General features: G+C 72.4%; 13 protein-coding genes and 3 tRNA genes. 6 read left to right on the top strand and 10 right to left on the bottom strand.

All coding sequences use genetic code 11. The features are described from left to right. Positions 1-21: 21 nt before the first annotated feature. The 5 genes from ACQKQD_RS03340 to mdeB form a co-directional block, all read right to left on the bottom strand. On the bottom strand, positions 22-432 hold the full coding sequence (locus tag ACQKQD_RS03340; RefSeq protein WP_020092873.1) for a DUF2147 domain-containing protein: 411 nt from the start codon (positions 430-432) through the stop codon (positions 22-24). A gap of 34 nt (positions 433-466) precedes the next feature. After that, the gene (locus tag ACQKQD_RS03345; RefSeq protein ID WP_427507476.1) at positions 467-1,075 is read right to left on the bottom strand and encodes a hypothetical protein; all 609 of its coding nucleotides are present in this window, start codon (positions 1,073-1,075) and stop codon (positions 467-469) included. A gap of 319 nt (positions 1,076-1,394) precedes the next feature. Beyond that, positions 1,395-3,122: a dihydrolipoyl dehydrogenase gene (lpdA, locus tag ACQKQD_RS03350; RefSeq protein WP_427507477.1), complete on the bottom strand. Its 1,728-nt coding sequence runs from the start codon at positions 3,120-3,122 to the stop codon at positions 1,395-1,397. Positions 3,123-3,130: 8 nt separating this feature from the next. Continuing rightward, positions 3,131-4,507 carry a 2-oxo acid dehydrogenase subunit E2 gene (locus ACQKQD_RS03355; RefSeq protein ID WP_427507478.1) on the bottom strand — a complete coding sequence of 459 codons (1,377 nt, stop codon included), beginning with the start codon at positions 4,505-4,507 and terminating at the stop codon, positions 3,131-3,133. 76 nt (positions 4,508-4,583) lie between these two features. Next, complete coding sequence (gene mdeB / locus ACQKQD_RS03360; RefSeq protein ID WP_427507479.1) at positions 4,584-7,268, bottom strand: alpha-ketoglutarate dehydrogenase; 2,685 nt, start codon at positions 7,266-7,268, stop codon at positions 4,584-4,586. 180 nt (positions 7,269-7,448) lie between these two features. Between mdeB and ACQKQD_RS03365 the strand changes: the two genes are divergently transcribed. Further along, on the top strand, positions 7,449-7,937 hold the full coding sequence (locus tag ACQKQD_RS03365; protein WP_020092868.1) for an Lrp/AsnC family transcriptional regulator: 489 nt from the start codon (positions 7,449-7,451) through the stop codon (positions 7,935-7,937). Positions 7,938-8,171: 234 nt separating this feature from the next. On the opposite strand, the gene ACQKQD_RS03370 is transcribed toward ACQKQD_RS03365, so the two are convergent. From ACQKQD_RS03370 to ACQKQD_RS03380, 3 genes are all read right to left on the bottom strand, one after another. Then, positions 8,172-8,247: transfer RNA gene (locus tag ACQKQD_RS03370), tRNA-Ala, on the bottom strand. A gap of 55 nt (positions 8,248-8,302) precedes the next feature. Next, positions 8,303-8,378 (bottom strand) — tRNA-Ala (locus ACQKQD_RS03375). A gap of 153 nt (positions 8,379-8,531) precedes the next feature. After that, on the bottom strand, positions 8,532-8,918 hold the full coding sequence (locus ACQKQD_RS03380) for a TIGR02300 family protein (RefSeq protein WP_026604880.1): 387 nt from the start codon (positions 8,916-8,918) through the stop codon (positions 8,532-8,534). 267 nt (positions 8,919-9,185) lie between these two features. Between ACQKQD_RS03380 and aroA the strand changes: the two genes are divergently transcribed. The 4 genes from aroA (at position 9,186) to ACQKQD_RS03400 (ending at position 11,751) form a co-directional block, all read left to right on the top strand. Further along, a complete protein-coding gene (aroA, locus tag ACQKQD_RS03385) occupies positions 9,186-10,535 on the top strand; it encodes a 3-phosphoshikimate 1-carboxyvinyltransferase (RefSeq protein ID WP_427507480.1) in 1,350 nt (449 codons plus the stop codon). A 5-nt stretch (positions 10,536-10,540) separates the two neighbouring features. Next, positions 10,541-11,179: a (d)CMP kinase gene (cmk, locus tag ACQKQD_RS03390; protein WP_427507762.1), complete on the top strand. Its 639-nt coding sequence runs from the start codon at positions 10,541-10,543 to the stop codon at positions 11,177-11,179. Between the two features lie 92 nt (positions 11,180-11,271). Beyond that, positions 11,272-11,347, top strand: a tRNA-Lys gene (locus ACQKQD_RS03395). Between the two features lie 116 nt (positions 11,348-11,463). Next, positions 11,464-11,751 carry a hypothetical protein gene (locus tag ACQKQD_RS03400; protein ID WP_012322505.1) on the top strand — a complete coding sequence of 96 codons (288 nt, stop codon included), beginning with the start codon at positions 11,464-11,466 and terminating at the stop codon, positions 11,749-11,751. A gap of 73 nt (positions 11,752-11,824) precedes the next feature. Here the strand turns inward: ACQKQD_RS03400 and ACQKQD_RS03405 are convergent, their stop codons facing one another. Next, the gene (locus ACQKQD_RS03405; protein ID WP_427507481.1) at positions 11,825-12,763 is read right to left on the bottom strand and encodes an alginate O-acetyltransferase AlgX-related protein; all 939 of its coding nucleotides are present in this window, start codon (positions 12,761-12,763) and stop codon (positions 11,825-11,827) included. A gap of 263 nt (positions 12,764-13,026) precedes the next feature. Here ACQKQD_RS03405 and ACQKQD_RS03410 point away from each other — a divergent pair, with 263 nt between their 5' ends. After that, positions 13,027-13,206, top strand: a complete 180-nt coding sequence (locus ACQKQD_RS03410) for a hypothetical protein (protein ID WP_020092863.1) — start codon at positions 13,027-13,029, stop codon at positions 13,204-13,206. Positions 13,207-13,224: 18 nt separating this feature from the next. On the opposite strand, the gene ACQKQD_RS03415 is transcribed toward ACQKQD_RS03410, so the two are convergent. Continuing rightward, a complete protein-coding gene (locus ACQKQD_RS03415) occupies positions 13,225-13,515 on the bottom strand; it encodes a PilZ domain-containing protein (RefSeq protein WP_020092862.1) in 291 nt (96 codons plus the stop codon). Positions 13,516-13,749 lie beyond the last annotated feature (234 nt).

Here is a 13,749-nt window from a genome sequence, read left to right on the forward strand (position 1 = left end):
CCCGGCGCCCGCCGCGCGCGATCACTTCACGCGCGTCCAGGTCTGCCGCTTGCAGAACACGCTCATGACGCAGCCGGAGACCTCGAGCGAGTCGGGTCCCGTGAGCTTCAGCGAACCGGAATAGGTCTTGCCGTCGTTCGGGTTGTAGAGCGACCCCGAGAAGCCGCCGCCTTCGGGCTGTCGCGCGTCGAGGATCTGGACGCCGACGACGCTGCGGCCACGCAGGGCCGGATCCGGGTTCTTCGCGTCGAGCCCCTTCCCGGGTGCGCTGATGATCGTGCCGCAGAAGCCGCCGCCGCAGGGCGCGATGCGGACCTTCGAACTGCCGGTTTCCGTCAGCCATACGCCGGCCGGATCGGCCGCCAGGGCCGGCGCGCACGCCGCGCCCGTCGCGAGCAGGGCCAGAACCGCGCGACGAAACCTCGAACCCATACCTGTTCCTCCCAACCGAGAACGCGGCCGGGTTCTACCGCGATGCCTGCGGCAGCGCACCGCCCAGATACGTCTCGACGACCTCGCAGAACGGCTGCCCGGCCCCGGTCGACAGCACGGCGTCGATCTCGAAGAGCGGATCGTCCGGTCCGGGCGCGGCGCTCCGGACCGGCGCGCGCACCTCGACGGTGCTGCGCACCGGGGCGAGGGGACGCACGACCCGGCCGAAGGGCGTGCGGGTGGTGTCCAGCGTCGCGTTCATCTCCGGCGTGAGCCGGGCCGGCACGTACCAGTTATCCGCCTCGGACAGGACGCGGTCCCCACAGGCAAGACGGACGCGGCGGTAGCGCACCGGCTCGTCCGGGCCGATCGCGAGACGGGCGCGCTGCGCGGCCGTCAGGGGCTTGTCGGCGACGGCCACGCGCTCCGCCACGAGGTGCGGGTCTCCGGCGAGCTTGTAGTCGGCACACCAGCTCTCGAGGGCGAAGGTCGCGCTGTGCGCCGCGAGGATACGGCTCCGCAGCGAGGCGATGAGCGCCTGCGGCCCGTCGGCGGCGGACGGCATATCGGCCGGCTTCGGCGCCTCGGCGGCATCGCGCGCCCAGCTCGGCGACCCGGTCACCGCGACCGACCCCAGCAGCACCGCGAGGGCCAGGGGCGGTACCCGGAACGCCTGTGCGGCCGTTGCGGGCCGCGGGGCCCCGCGCGCCGATCGATCCCGTGCCAGTAACGGCAAAATGCGGACGGCATGGCGGAAAGACTTTCCGATGTGCCACAGCATCTCGGATCATATCCTCCCAGCTGAACCACCAGATCTTCGCTACGTGCCGCCGCATCGAGGCCCGGCAGAACGCTCCGACCGGACGGCTTCCCGGCCGAGGCGGCGACGCGGGCCGAGATCTATACAAGACGCGGCGATCCGTCGAGCCGCCGGGCGGACGGGCCCGGCGCCGATGTCGTGTCTACCGACGGGCGACCGGCGGCAGGTCGGTGCAGAGGCCGAGCCCGGCCTCCGCCGCGAGACCGATCGTCTCGCCGAGGGTCGGGTGGGGGTGGATCGTCCGGCCGATATCGGTGGCGTCGGCGCCCATCTCGATCGCCAGCGCGACCTCGCCGATCATGTCGCCGGCGCTCGGGCCGACGATGGCGCCGCCGACGACGCGCCTGGTCTGCGCGTCGAACAGCAGCTTGGTCAGGCCGTAATCGGCGCCGTTGGCGATGGCCCGGCCCGAAGCGGCCCAGGGGAAGCGCGCCACCTCGACGGCCCGCCCGGCCGCCTTCGCGGCCGTCTCGGTGAGCCCAGCCCAGGCGATCTCCGGGTCGGTGTAGGCGACCGACGGGATCACGGCGGCGTCGAACCCGGCCTTGTGGCCGGCGGCGGCCTCGGCGGCGACGTGGCCCTGATGCACCGCCTTGTGGGCGAGCATCGGCTGGCCGACGCAATCGCCGATGGCGAAGATGTGCGGCACGTTCGTGCGCATCTGGGCGTCCACCGGCACGAAGCCGCCGTCCAGCGCCACGCCGGCCGCGTCGAGGCCGAGCGTCGCCCCGTTGGGCCGGCGGCCGGCGGCCTGGAGAACGAGGTCGTAGGTTCCGGGCTCGGCCCCGCCCGAGAAGGTCACGGCGATCCCGTCCGGTTTCGCCTCGGCGGAGACGACCTCGATCCCCGTCAGGACGCGGTCGAAACGGTGGGCGTTGCGCTTCGTCCAGACGCCGACGAGATCCCGGTCGACGCCCTCGAGCAGGCCGGGCAGGCGCTCGACCACGTCGACCCGCGCGCCGAGCGCGCTGTAGACGGTCGCCATCTCCAGGCCGATGATGCCGCCGCCGATCACCAGGAGCCGGCGCGGCACGGCGGGCAGTTCCAGCGCCCCGGTGGAATTCACGACCCGCGGATCGTCCGGGAGCATCGGCAGGGCCACCGGCGCCGAGCCCGCCGCCACGACGGCGCCCGTGAAGGTGACGTCCCGCGTGCCGCCGTCGTGCAGCGTCACCGAGACCGTGTCGGGCCCGGTGAAGCGGGCTGTCCCGCGGACCACCTCGACCTTGCGCTGGCGCGCCATCTGGGCGAGCCCGTCGGTGAGGCGGCGGACGGTGCCGGCCTTGAACGTCCGCAGCTTCTCCAGATCGACCGTCGGCGCGCCGAAGCTGATCCCGTGCGCGGCCAGCCGGACGGCCTCCTCGGTGACCGCGGCCACGTGGAGCAGCGCCTTCGAGGGGATACAGCCCACGTTGAGGCAGACGCCGCCGAGGGTCGCGTGGCGCTCGACCAGGATGACCCGCTGCCCGAGATCGGCGGCCCGGAAGGCGGCCGAGTAGCCGCCCGGTCCTCCGCCGATCACCAGGAGATCGCAGCCCGCGCCGGCCCGCGGCTTCGGCGGCGGCGCGGCGGGCGTGGGCGCGGGGGTCGGGGCCGAGGCAGGGGCCGGTTCGCCGCGCGCGTCGGTCGCCTCGACCGCGAGGCGGGCGACGAGGGTGCCGGCCGAGACCGTGTCGCCGAGGCCGACCAGCATCTCCACGAGGCGGCCCGCCGCGGGGGAGGGGATGTCCAGCGTCGCCTTGTCGGATTCGACCACCAGCAGGGTCTGGTCCTTGGCGACCGGCTGGCCGGGCGCCACCGGGATCTCGATGACGGGCACGTCGGCGTAGTCCCCGAGATCAGGGATGCGGATGTCGAGGGTCTCGGGCATGGCGGCGGTCACAGGAGTGCGCGGCGCAGGTCCGACAGGACCGAGGCCACGTGGCCGAGGAAGCGGGCGGCGGCGACGCCGTCCACGACGCGGTGGTCCCAGGACAGGCTGAGCGGCAGGATCAGGCGCGGCTGGAAGGCCTTGCCGTCCCAGACCGCCTCGGTGCGCGAGCGCGCCGCGCCCAGGATCGCGACCTCGGGGGCGTTGATGATCGGGGTGAAGCCGTCGCCGCCGATGCCGCCGAGCGACGAGACCGAGAAGCAGCCGCCCTGCATGTCGGAACCCGGGAGGGTTCCGGCCCGAGCCCTCTCGGCCATCGCGGCCATCTCGGTGGCGATCTCGATGAGGCCCTTGCGGTCGCAGTCGCGCACCACCGGCACCATCAGGCCCTTCGGCGTGTCCACCGCGAAGCCGACATGGACGTAGTCCTTCAGGACGAGGTCGCTGCCCTCCAGGGAGGAATTGAAGCGCGGATAGGCGCGCAGCGCCGAGGCCGCCGCCTTGATCAGGAAGGCCACCATGGTGACCCGGGCGGGCGGCGTGCGTGTCTCCGTGTTGAGGCCGACCCGGAACGACTCGATCTCGGTGACGTCGGCCCGGTCGAAGTTGGTGACGTGCGGGATCGTCAGCCAGTTGCGGCTGAGATTGGCCCCCGAGAGGCTCTGGATGCGCGACAGCGGCTCGCGCCGCACCGGCCCGTACTTGGCGAAGTCGACCTCCGGCCAGGGCGGCAGGCCGGCGCCGATGCCGGACGCGGCGGCGGGCGCCTGGGCCGGCGCGTCGAGGGCCGCCTTGACGAAGGCGTGCACGTCCTCGCGCAGGATCCGCCCCTTCGGCCCGGTGGCGGCGACGCGGTCGAGCCCGACGCCCAGCTCGCGGGCGAGCTGGCGGACCGACGGGCTGGCATGCACGTCGCCGCTTGTCGCCTGGATCGGGTCGGCCCGCATCGGCTCCGGCGAGGCCCGACCGGCTCCCTCTCCCGTGCGGGCGAGGGCTGGGGTGAGGGGGGTGCCGTCTCCGGACAACCCGGATCCCTCACCCTGTCCCTCTCCCGCACGGGAGCGGGGACCCGCGCCCTGCCCGGAAGCCGACGGCGCTGCGGCCGCGGCAGGCGGTGCGGCCGCGGTCTCGACCCCGCCGCCCTCGGCAGGCTCCACCGTCAGGATCGGCGTGCCCTCGGACACCTTCGACCCCACCGACACCAGCAACTCGCGCACGATGCCGGCGACCGGGGAGGGGACCTCCATGGTGGCCTTGTCGGACTCGATGCTGAGGATCAGGTCGTCCACCGCGAGGCGGTCACCGGGCTTCACCAGAAGCTCGATGACCGGCACGTCCCGGTAGTCGCCGATATCCGGGAGGGCGATCTGCAGCGCGGCGCTCATGCGGTCGGATGTCCGTGGCTCGGGCGTTCGAAAAGGGGGTGGGGGCGGGCTGCGCCCTGCGACGGGGCGCCCGGCCTCAGATCGTCCAGGGCGCGGGCGCGTCCGCCGCGATGCCGTAGCGGCGGATCGCGTCCGCCACCGTGGCGCGCGGCACCGTGCCGGCCTCAGACAGGGCGTGCAGGGCGGCGATGACCACGTGCTGCCGGTCGACCTCGAAGAAGCGGCGGAGCGCGTTGCGGGTGTCGCTGCGCCCGAACCCGTCGGTGCCGAGGGTGACGAAGCGCGCGCCGACATAGGAGGCGATCAGCTGCGGGTAGGCCCGGACGTAGTCGCTCACCGCGACGATGGGCGCCGTGCCCGGCAGCAGCGCCGCCACGTGGCTGACCGGCGCCTCGGCCTCCGGGTTGAGCATCGCCTGCCGCTCGGCCTCGCGGGCATCGCGGGCCAGCTCGCTGAAGCTCGTCACGCTGAACACCTCGGCCGCGACGCCGAAATCGTGCGCGAGCAGCGCCGCCGCCGCGATCACCTCCGGCAGGATCGCCCCGGAGCCGAGGAGCCGCACAGCGGCGCCCGTCCCTTGTCCGGCCTCCGCCCCCGACAGGCGGTACATGCCCTTCAGGATCCCGGCCTCCGCCCCCTGCGGCATGGACGGCTGGGCGTAGTTCTCGTTCATCGCCGTGAGGTAGTAGAAGGCGTCCTCGCCTTCCTCCATCATCGCCCGGGCGCCCCGGTCGACGATCACCGCCATCTCGTACGCGAAGGCCGGATCGTAGGCCCGGCAGTTCGGGATCGCGGCTGCCTGCATGTGGCTCGACCCGTCCTGGTGCTGCAGGCCCTCGCCGCCCAGCGTCGTGCGGCCCGCCGTGGCGCCGATCAGGAAGCCGCGGGCCCGCTGGTCGGCCGCCGCCCAGATCAGGTCGCCGACCCGCTGGAAGCCGAACATCGAGTAGTAGATGTAGAACGGCAGCATCGACAGGCCGTGGACGCTGTAGGACGTGGCCGCCGCCGTCCAGGACGAGATCGCCCCGGCCTCGGTGATGCCCTCCTCGAGGAGCTGCCCGTCCCGGGCCTCGCGGTAGTAGAGCATCGAGCCCGCATCCTCCGGCTCGTAGAGCTGCCCCTGCGGCGCGTAGATCCCGACCTGCCGGAACAGGTTGGCCATGCCGAAGGTCCGCGCCTCGTCGGCGACGATCGGCACGATGCGCGGCCCGAGATCCTTGTGTTTCAGGAGGTTGCCGAACAGGCGAACCACCGCGGTGGTGGTCGACATCTCCTTGCCGGCGGCCTCGAGGGCGAAGCCCGCGTAGGTGGAGAGCTCCGGAACCGGGACCGTCGGCGCCGTGCGGCGGCGGGCCGGCAGGACGCCGCCGAGCATCTCGCGCCGCTCGCGCAGGTAGCGCATCTCGGCGCCGTCCTCGGCCGGCTTGTAGAAGGCCAGGCCCTCCACCTGCGCGTCCGACAGCGGCAGGGCGAAGCGGTCGCGGAAGGCGCGCAGCGCGTCGACGTCGAGCTTCTTGGCCTGGTGGGCGGTCATGCGCGACTCGCCCGCGCCGCCCATGCCGTAGCCCTTCTTGGTCTTGGCCAGGATCACCGTCGGCCGGCCCTTGGTGGCCTTGGCGGCCGCGAAGGCCGCGTAGAGCTTGCGGAAGTCGTGGCCGCCGCGCTTCAGCCGGTCGACGTCTGCGTCCGACATGTGGGCGACGAGCTCGCGCACCTCCGGGTCCTCGCCGAAGAAGTGCGCGAGGTTGTAGGCGCCGTCCTTGGCACCGAGCGTCTGGTACTTGCCGTCCACCGTCTCGGCGAAGCGGCGCAGCAGGGCGTGGTTGGTGTCGCGGGCGAAGATCCCGTCCCACTCCGAGCCCCACAGCACCTTGATGACGTTCCAGCCGGCGCCGCGGAACAGGCTCTCCAACTCCTGGATGATCTGGCCGTTGCCGCGCACCGGCCCGTCGAGCCGCTGCAGGTTGCAGTTGATGACGAAGGTCAGGTTGTCGAGATTCTCGCGCGCGGCGAGCGCCAGGCCGCCGATCGACTCGGGCTCGTCCATCTCGCCGTCGCCGAACACGCCCCAGACGTGCCGGCCGGTGGTGTCGGCGAGGCCCCGGTCGCCGAGGTAGCGCATGAACCGGGCCTGGTAGACCGCGTGGATCGGGCCGATGCCCATGGAGCCGGTGGGGACCTGCCAGAAATCCGGCATCAGCCAGGGATGCGGGTAGGAGCAGAGCCCGTCGCCGGCGATCTCCTGGCGGTAATGCTTCAGCTGCTCCTCGGACAGCCGGCCCTCGAGGAAGGCCCGCGCGTAGACGCCCGGCGCGGAGTGCGGCTGGAAATAGACGAGGTCGCCGTCCGTGCCGCCCTTGAAGAAGTGATTGAAGCCGACCTCGAACAGCTCCGCCGCCGAGGCGTAGCTCGCCACGTGGCCGCCGAGCTCGCCGTAGGCCATGTTGGCACGCACCACCATGGCCAGCGCGTTCCAGCGCATGATCGAGGTCAGGCGCTCCTCGATGTCGAGGTCGCCGGGGTAGCGCGGCTGCTTCTCCAGCGCGATCGTGTTCCGGTAGGGCGAGTAGGGCAGGGCCTCGTCGAGGATGCCGATCTCCTTCGAGCGCCGCTCCAGGCGATCGAGGATGAAGCGCGCCCGGGCCGCGCCCTCGGTGCGGAAGACGGATTCCAGCGCGGCGAGCCAGTCCTGGGTCTCGGCCGGATCGTGATCCACCTCGGCGGACCGCGCAATCGTGGCTTTCGGCGGTATGGCGTTCATCGGCGCGGCCTCCCTGGTCGGCGCGATCATACGAGGATCGCGGCGGCGGGACATGCCGGATATTTGCCGCGATGCCGGGGCTCGCGGATTGATATTCCCTGATGCGAGCTGTAGGCGGCAAAACATGCCGCATCCTGCGCCTCAGGCCGCGCACGCGGCTCCCGACCGGAGACCGATCGCATGCCCGCCCGACCGGCCGCCCTCGACGCCGCGAGCCTGCGCATCCTCGAGTGCCTGCAACAGGACAGCGAGATCAGCATCGCGGATCTCGCGGAGCGGGTCGGCCTGTCGACGTCGCCGTGCTGGCGACGCGTCAACGACCTGAAGGAGGCGGGGGTGATCCGCGGCTGCGTGGCGGTGGTCGACCCGCTGAGCCTCGGGCTCGCGGTCAACGTCTTCGTCCACGTGTCGCTGGAGAAGCAGACCCAGGCCGCGCTCCAGGCCTTCGACGAGGCGGTGCGCAGCCGCCCGGAGGTGATGGAGTGCTACCTGATGAGCGGCGAGGCCGACTACATGCTGCGCGTCGTCGTCGAGGATCTGGGCCAGTACCAGAAGCTCGTCCTCGACCACCTCACGCGGATCCCCGGCGTGGCCAACATCCGCTCGAGCTTCGCCCTGGGGCAGGTGAAGTACACGACCGCGCTGCCGCTCGGTCACCTGACCCGCTGAGCCGGATTGATACAGCGAGGAGTTCCGATGCGGGCCTGGTCGGCCGGGACGGGTTCCGCCTGAAACCCTCGGGCGATGTCCTCTCCGCCATCACGAGCAACGCGTGGTGACTCAGGACCGCGCGACCTCAGTCGTCGCGCCGACGGGATCGCTTCGCTGCGCGCAGGGACGGTGCTGTGGGGATCTGCCTGACGGCGCGGAAGGCCGGGACGGCCGCGTCGCGCACGCGAGGAATGGTGGAGCCTAACGGGATCGAACCGATGACCTCTTCCATGCCATGGAAGCGCTCTCCCAGCTGAGCTAAGGCCCCATATTTTTAAACGCGGTCCGCGTCCCCGACAGGGCCGCATCGCGCGAGGGTGGGATGGTGGAGCCTAACGGGATCGAACCGATGACCTCTTCCATGCCATGGAAGCGCTCTCCCAGCTGAGCTAAGGCCCCACTTTTTACATCCACCGCGGTTTGGGTGCCGCGGGGTCTCGCCGGTCCGGGTCGCGGTCGGCGAGGCCGGTTCTATAGGCGGCTCGCATCGCGGACTCAACCCCCTTTTTCGCTGCCGCCGGGGGTTTTTGGTCGGGAGAGACGGAGGCCGCCTCAGCCCTCCTCGTCGTTCTCGATATCGCCGTCGATCAGGTCGGAGACGTCGTCGTCGCCGGAATCCTCTTCCTCCAAGAAGGTATCGTCGTCGGAGGATTCCCCGTCCTCGACCGAGTCGTCCTCGGGCGTCGGATCCGCGTCGTCCTCGGCGGCCTCGACCTCGTCGAGGGAGACCATCTCCGGGCCCTTCTCGTCCGTCTCGTCCTCATCGTCGGTGTTGGCCGGGCCCCGCGACAGCGCCGGGGGGGCCGCACGGCTGGAGGTGGCCACCGCCTGATAGACCGCGCCGCATTTCGGGCAGACCGCGGGATCGCGGGCGAGGTCGTAGAACTTCGCGCCGCAGCTCATGCACTGGCGCTTCAAGCCAAGTTCCGGTCGGGCCACGGGCGGACACCTCGTCGTCAGTACTGTCTCGGGGGAGGCGCCCCGTTAGTCGCGGTGAAAGCGCCTGTCAATCGAGCCCGCGCAGGGCGTTTCGGGCGGCGCGCCCCCGCGTGCGGCGCCCGGGATCGGCGCGGGCAGCGGATGGATGACGGCGGGCGGTGCCCGTGTTAACGGCGCGGCGATTTCACCGTCCGATTGCAGCGCCGCGGCAGGGCCGCGCGACGCGCCGGATCCAGGCCCACGTCTCAGAGCCCGAACGGACGTCCCGTGTCGCACGATTCGACCCCCCAGCCCCTCACCGCCGCGCCGGGCGCCCCGCTGCGCGGACGCCTGCGCCCGCCCGGCGACAAGTCGATCTCGCACCGGTCGATGATCCTCGGCCTGCTCAGCCAGGGCGAGACGCGGGTCGAAGGCCTGCTGGAGGGCGACGACGTCCTGCGCACCGCCGCCGCCGCGAAGGCGCTCGGGGCAGGGGTCGAGCGCCTCGGGGCCGGGAGCTGGCGGGTCCGGGGCGTCGGGATCGGCGGCCTCGGCGACCCGGCCGAGGTTCTCGATTTCGGCAATGCCGGCACCGGCTCGCGGCTGATGATGGGCGTGGTCGGCGGGCAGCCGGTGACCGCGACCTTCGACGGCGACGCCTCCCTGCGCTCGCGGCCGATGCGCCGCATCCTCGACCCGCTCACCCGGATGGGCACGCAGGTCCTGGCCGAAGCCGAGGGTGGCCGGGTGCCCCTGACCCTGCGGGGCCCCAGAGAGGCGATCCCGATCACCTACGAGACCCCGGCGGCCTCCGCGCAGATCAAGTCGGCGGTCCTGCTCGCCGGCCTCAACGCCCCCGGCGTCACGACCGTGATCGAGGCGGCTGCGACCCGCGACCACACCGAGCGGATGCTGCGCCTGTTCGGCGCCGCGGTCAGCGTCGAGCCGCACGGTCCGGGCGGCCACGGCCGCAGGGTCGCGCTGACGGGCCAGCCGACGCTGCGCGGCACCGACGTGGTGGTGCCGGCCGACCCGTCCTCGGCGGCGTTCCCGCTGGTGGCGGCGCTGATCGTGCCCGGCTCCGACGTGGTGATCGAGGGCGTGATGATGAACCCGCTGCGCATCGGGCTGATCACGACGCTCCTCGAGATGGGCGCGCAGATCGAGCGCGTGGCCGAGCGGGAGGAGGGCGGCGAGACCGTGGCCGACCTGCGCGTGCGCGCGAGCCGCCTGACCGGCGTCGACGTCCCGGCCGAGCGGGCGCCCGCGATGATCGACGAGTACCCGGTGCTGGCGGTGGCGGCGAGCTTCGCCGAGGGCCGGACCCGGATGAACGGCCTGCACGAGCTGCGGGTGAAGGAATCGGACCGCCTCGCGGCCGTGGCGGCCGGGCTCGCCGCGAACGGCGTCCGCCACGCGGTCGAGGGCGACGATCTCGTGGTCGAGGGCGACGGCACCGCGGCGCCGGGCGGCGGGACGGTGGCGACCCACCTCGACCACCGCATCGCCATGGCGTTCCTGGTGATGGGGCTCGCGGCGCGGAACCCGGTCACGGTGGATGACGGCGCGATGATCGCCACGAGCTTCCCGAGCTTCCTTCCGACCATGCAGGCCCTCGGCGGCCAGATCGGGGCGTGACCGCCATGCCGCTCGTCATCGCGATCGACGGACCGGCCGCGTCCGGCAAGGGTACCCTCGCCAAGCGTCTGGCCGACCATTACGGCCTGCCGCATCTCGACACCGGGCTCCTCTACCGGGCGGTGGCGCTCGCCCTGATCGACGCCGGCCTGTCGCTGGACGATGCCGCCGCCGCGGCGCGGGCGGCCCAGGCCCTCGACGCCGGTCGGCTCGACGATCCGCGCCTGCGCGAGCGGGCGATGGGCGAGGCGGCCTCTCGCGTCTCGTCGGTGCCGGAGGTCCGCGCCGGACTGCTCGCGTGGCAGCGCCGCTTCGCCGCCGACCCGCAGGGGGCGGTGCTCGACGGGCGCGACATCGGCACGGTCGTGTGCCCCGAGGCCGCGGTGAAGCTGTTCATCACCGCCTCGTCCGAGGAGCGTGCCCGCCGTCGCCACCGCGAACTGGCCGGCCGCGGCGAGGCGGCGACCTTCGCGGCGATCCTGGCCGACATCGAGGCCCGCGACGCCCGGGACGCGTCGCGCAGCGCCGCGCCCCTGCGCATGGCCGACGACGCGGTCCGGCTCGACACCACCGAGCTCGACGCGGACGCGGCCTTCGACGAGGCCCGGGACATCGTGGAGCGCACCCGCGGCAACGCGGCCTGAGGGTTGTCCACCTCCGTCGTGTTGACCCCCCGGTCCCGCTCACCTATTGCGGACGCGCCGTCCCCGACGGGCCGCCGCGCGGCCCGGGACGCGAGCGCGTAGCTCAGCTGGTAGAGCAACGGACTTTTAATCTGTAGGTCCTGGGTTCGAGTCCCAGCGCGCTCACCACATCATCGATCCTCACTTTTGACATCCGGCGCGGTCGGCGCCCTGCCCACATGAAAATCGGAACCCCTGGTTGCGCTTTGGGTTGGGGTCCCAACGCAACTGCGAAGGAGTCACCGATGCGCAAGCTCGCTCTCATCTCCGCCGTCACCCTGTCCCTCGGCGCGCTCGGCGCCACCGGCGCCCAGGCGCAGGGTTATGGCTACGGCTACGGCGGCCACCACGGCTACGGCTACGGCCGCGGCTACGATCGCGGCTACGGCCACCGGCGCGATTTCGGCTACCGCCGTCACCGCGGCCTGTCGACCGGGGCCGCCATCGGTCTCGGTATCGCGGGCGCAGCCGCCGGCGCCGCCGCGGCGGGCGCCTTCGACCGGGGCCCGGGCTATTACGGCCGCGGTTACTGAGCCGCCGCGCACCTGAGGGAGCAGAGCCCCGCCGCCACCGCGGCGGGGCTCTCGCTTTTAGAAGCGGCCGGGTTCAGCGCAGCCAGCGCCGGATCCGCTCCCGGAGCGTCGGGCGGACGGCCCGCCGCGCGCGCGCCGCCGCGAAGCGATCGATGCGGATCCGGTCGTTCGGAACCTGCCGCAGGAACCGCTCGGCGATCTCGAAGATGACGATGTCGGGCCGGACGTCCTCGACGTAGGCCCAGTCGATGTTCGCCGACCAGATCGCGTGCACCTCGGCGAAGGTCTCGGCCAGCATCGCCGTGAGCCGGGCGCCCGGGCTGTAGATGTAGGAATCGCCGAACAGCACCACGCGGCGCGGATCCGGCGCCTCCGGGTTCCTCAGGACGACGCGGGATCCGACGAACAATCCGCGCGGCCGCACCGCCCGGCCGGATTCCCGCACAGCCACCAGGGCGTTCGCGTCGATCCGTGCCGCGCGGCGCGCGAAATCGTAGGCGACGTACGCCTCGTCGACCGGCGGGACGAGCTTCTCGCCGAGGTCGAAGGTGAAGCGCTCGGTCGCGCCGGTCCCCGCGAAGACGTGCGCCGCCACCGGCGCGTCCAGGGCCTCGCAGAGCGCGCGGTACGCCGTCAGGTAGCCGCGGTAGGTCCAGTGGGTGTCCGTCCGCAGGTAGACGGGCTCCTCGGCCCGCGCCGCCAGCAGCGGTGCTTGCAGGTCGACCATCGGGGCGCCGCTGTCGCCGGCGACCAGCCGGGCGAGCCGAACGCCGGGCGGATCGTCGAGCCCCGGGAAGGGGCGGCCGAGCAGGTCCGGATAGATCGCGAGCTTGTCGGGGACGACGGTGTGCACGTGCCGGATCCCGAGGTCGTCGAGGCGCCGCGCGCGCCGCCCGATGAGCCGCGTCCAGCGCTTCAGGATCCGCCGCGAGGTCGCGGTGTCGCCGTAGAAGGCTTCGACCTCGCGGGCGCGTCCGACCCAGTACAGCCAGCCATCGTGTCCGACGGCCACGCCGTTGCCGCTCGTCTTCAAAGCTTCCGGCCTCCCGCCGCCCGCGACAATCCCCGTCGATGACGCTGGGCTCCCGCCTCGACGGATCCGCGCGGGATTGCAACCCCTTCGTCCCCGGGAGCGGCGGGAGCGCGCCGGCGGCTTTCCCGGCGCGCCGCCGCTTTCGCCGGCGTATCCGCGCCGCGGTGAAACTTTATGGCCGCGCCGCGGGTACTCCCGTCAGGCGCATCACACGGCGCGGCGTTGCGAAGAAGGGTCGACCCATGTCCGCGCTTGTCACGTTCGTCGGCTGCGGCCTGGTCCTGTCCGGGTTCGCGGCCGAGAAGTTCGCCGAGCGTCGCTGGCTCGCGGCGAGCCGGCCTGCACCCCTCGACACCCTCGCGGTCCTGGCGCTGGCGCTGCCGGCCGTCGGGCTCACGCTGATGGCGACGCTCGCGGTCTGAGCCCGCAGGGTCGACCTCTCACACGGCCTCGCCGCAGAACAGGACGCCGACCGTCCGCTCCTTCCGCCAGACGAGCTGGACCGCGTAGCGCATCTCGGCGCTCGCCAGCACGAGGTCGAACACGTCCTCCAGCAGCACCGCCTGCGAACCCAGGAACTCCAGCATCGCGCCGCGATCGGAGATGTTCATGACCTGGCAGGGATAGCGCGCGCCGTCCCGTTGCTGGGCGAAGGCCAGCAGGGCGGTGGGTCTCCGCTCGGTCGCCCGGCGTTCCGCGACGGCGGCAGGGGTGCTGGCGTTGCGGGACACGGCCGAAGTTCCTGCCCTGGTCGGCCGGTATGGCGCGATATCAGTAAAAATGCGCCGGATTCGCTAACATGTTATTGATGATCGACATCCGAGCGTCAGAATAGCAAGTCGCGCCCTGTCTATCGGACCGGTCTCCGGTAATCACCGCCGGTCTCGTCTCGGCGGCCCTTCGCCGGCCTTGATGAACCGGCCGATCAGGAGGCCAAGCGGGATCGACACCAGGAACCAATTGCG

The sequence above is a fragment of the Methylobacterium sp. NPDC080182 genome (assembly GCF_050281105.1).
Classification (GTDB): domain Bacteria; phylum Pseudomonadota; class Alphaproteobacteria; order Rhizobiales; family Beijerinckiaceae; genus Methylobacterium.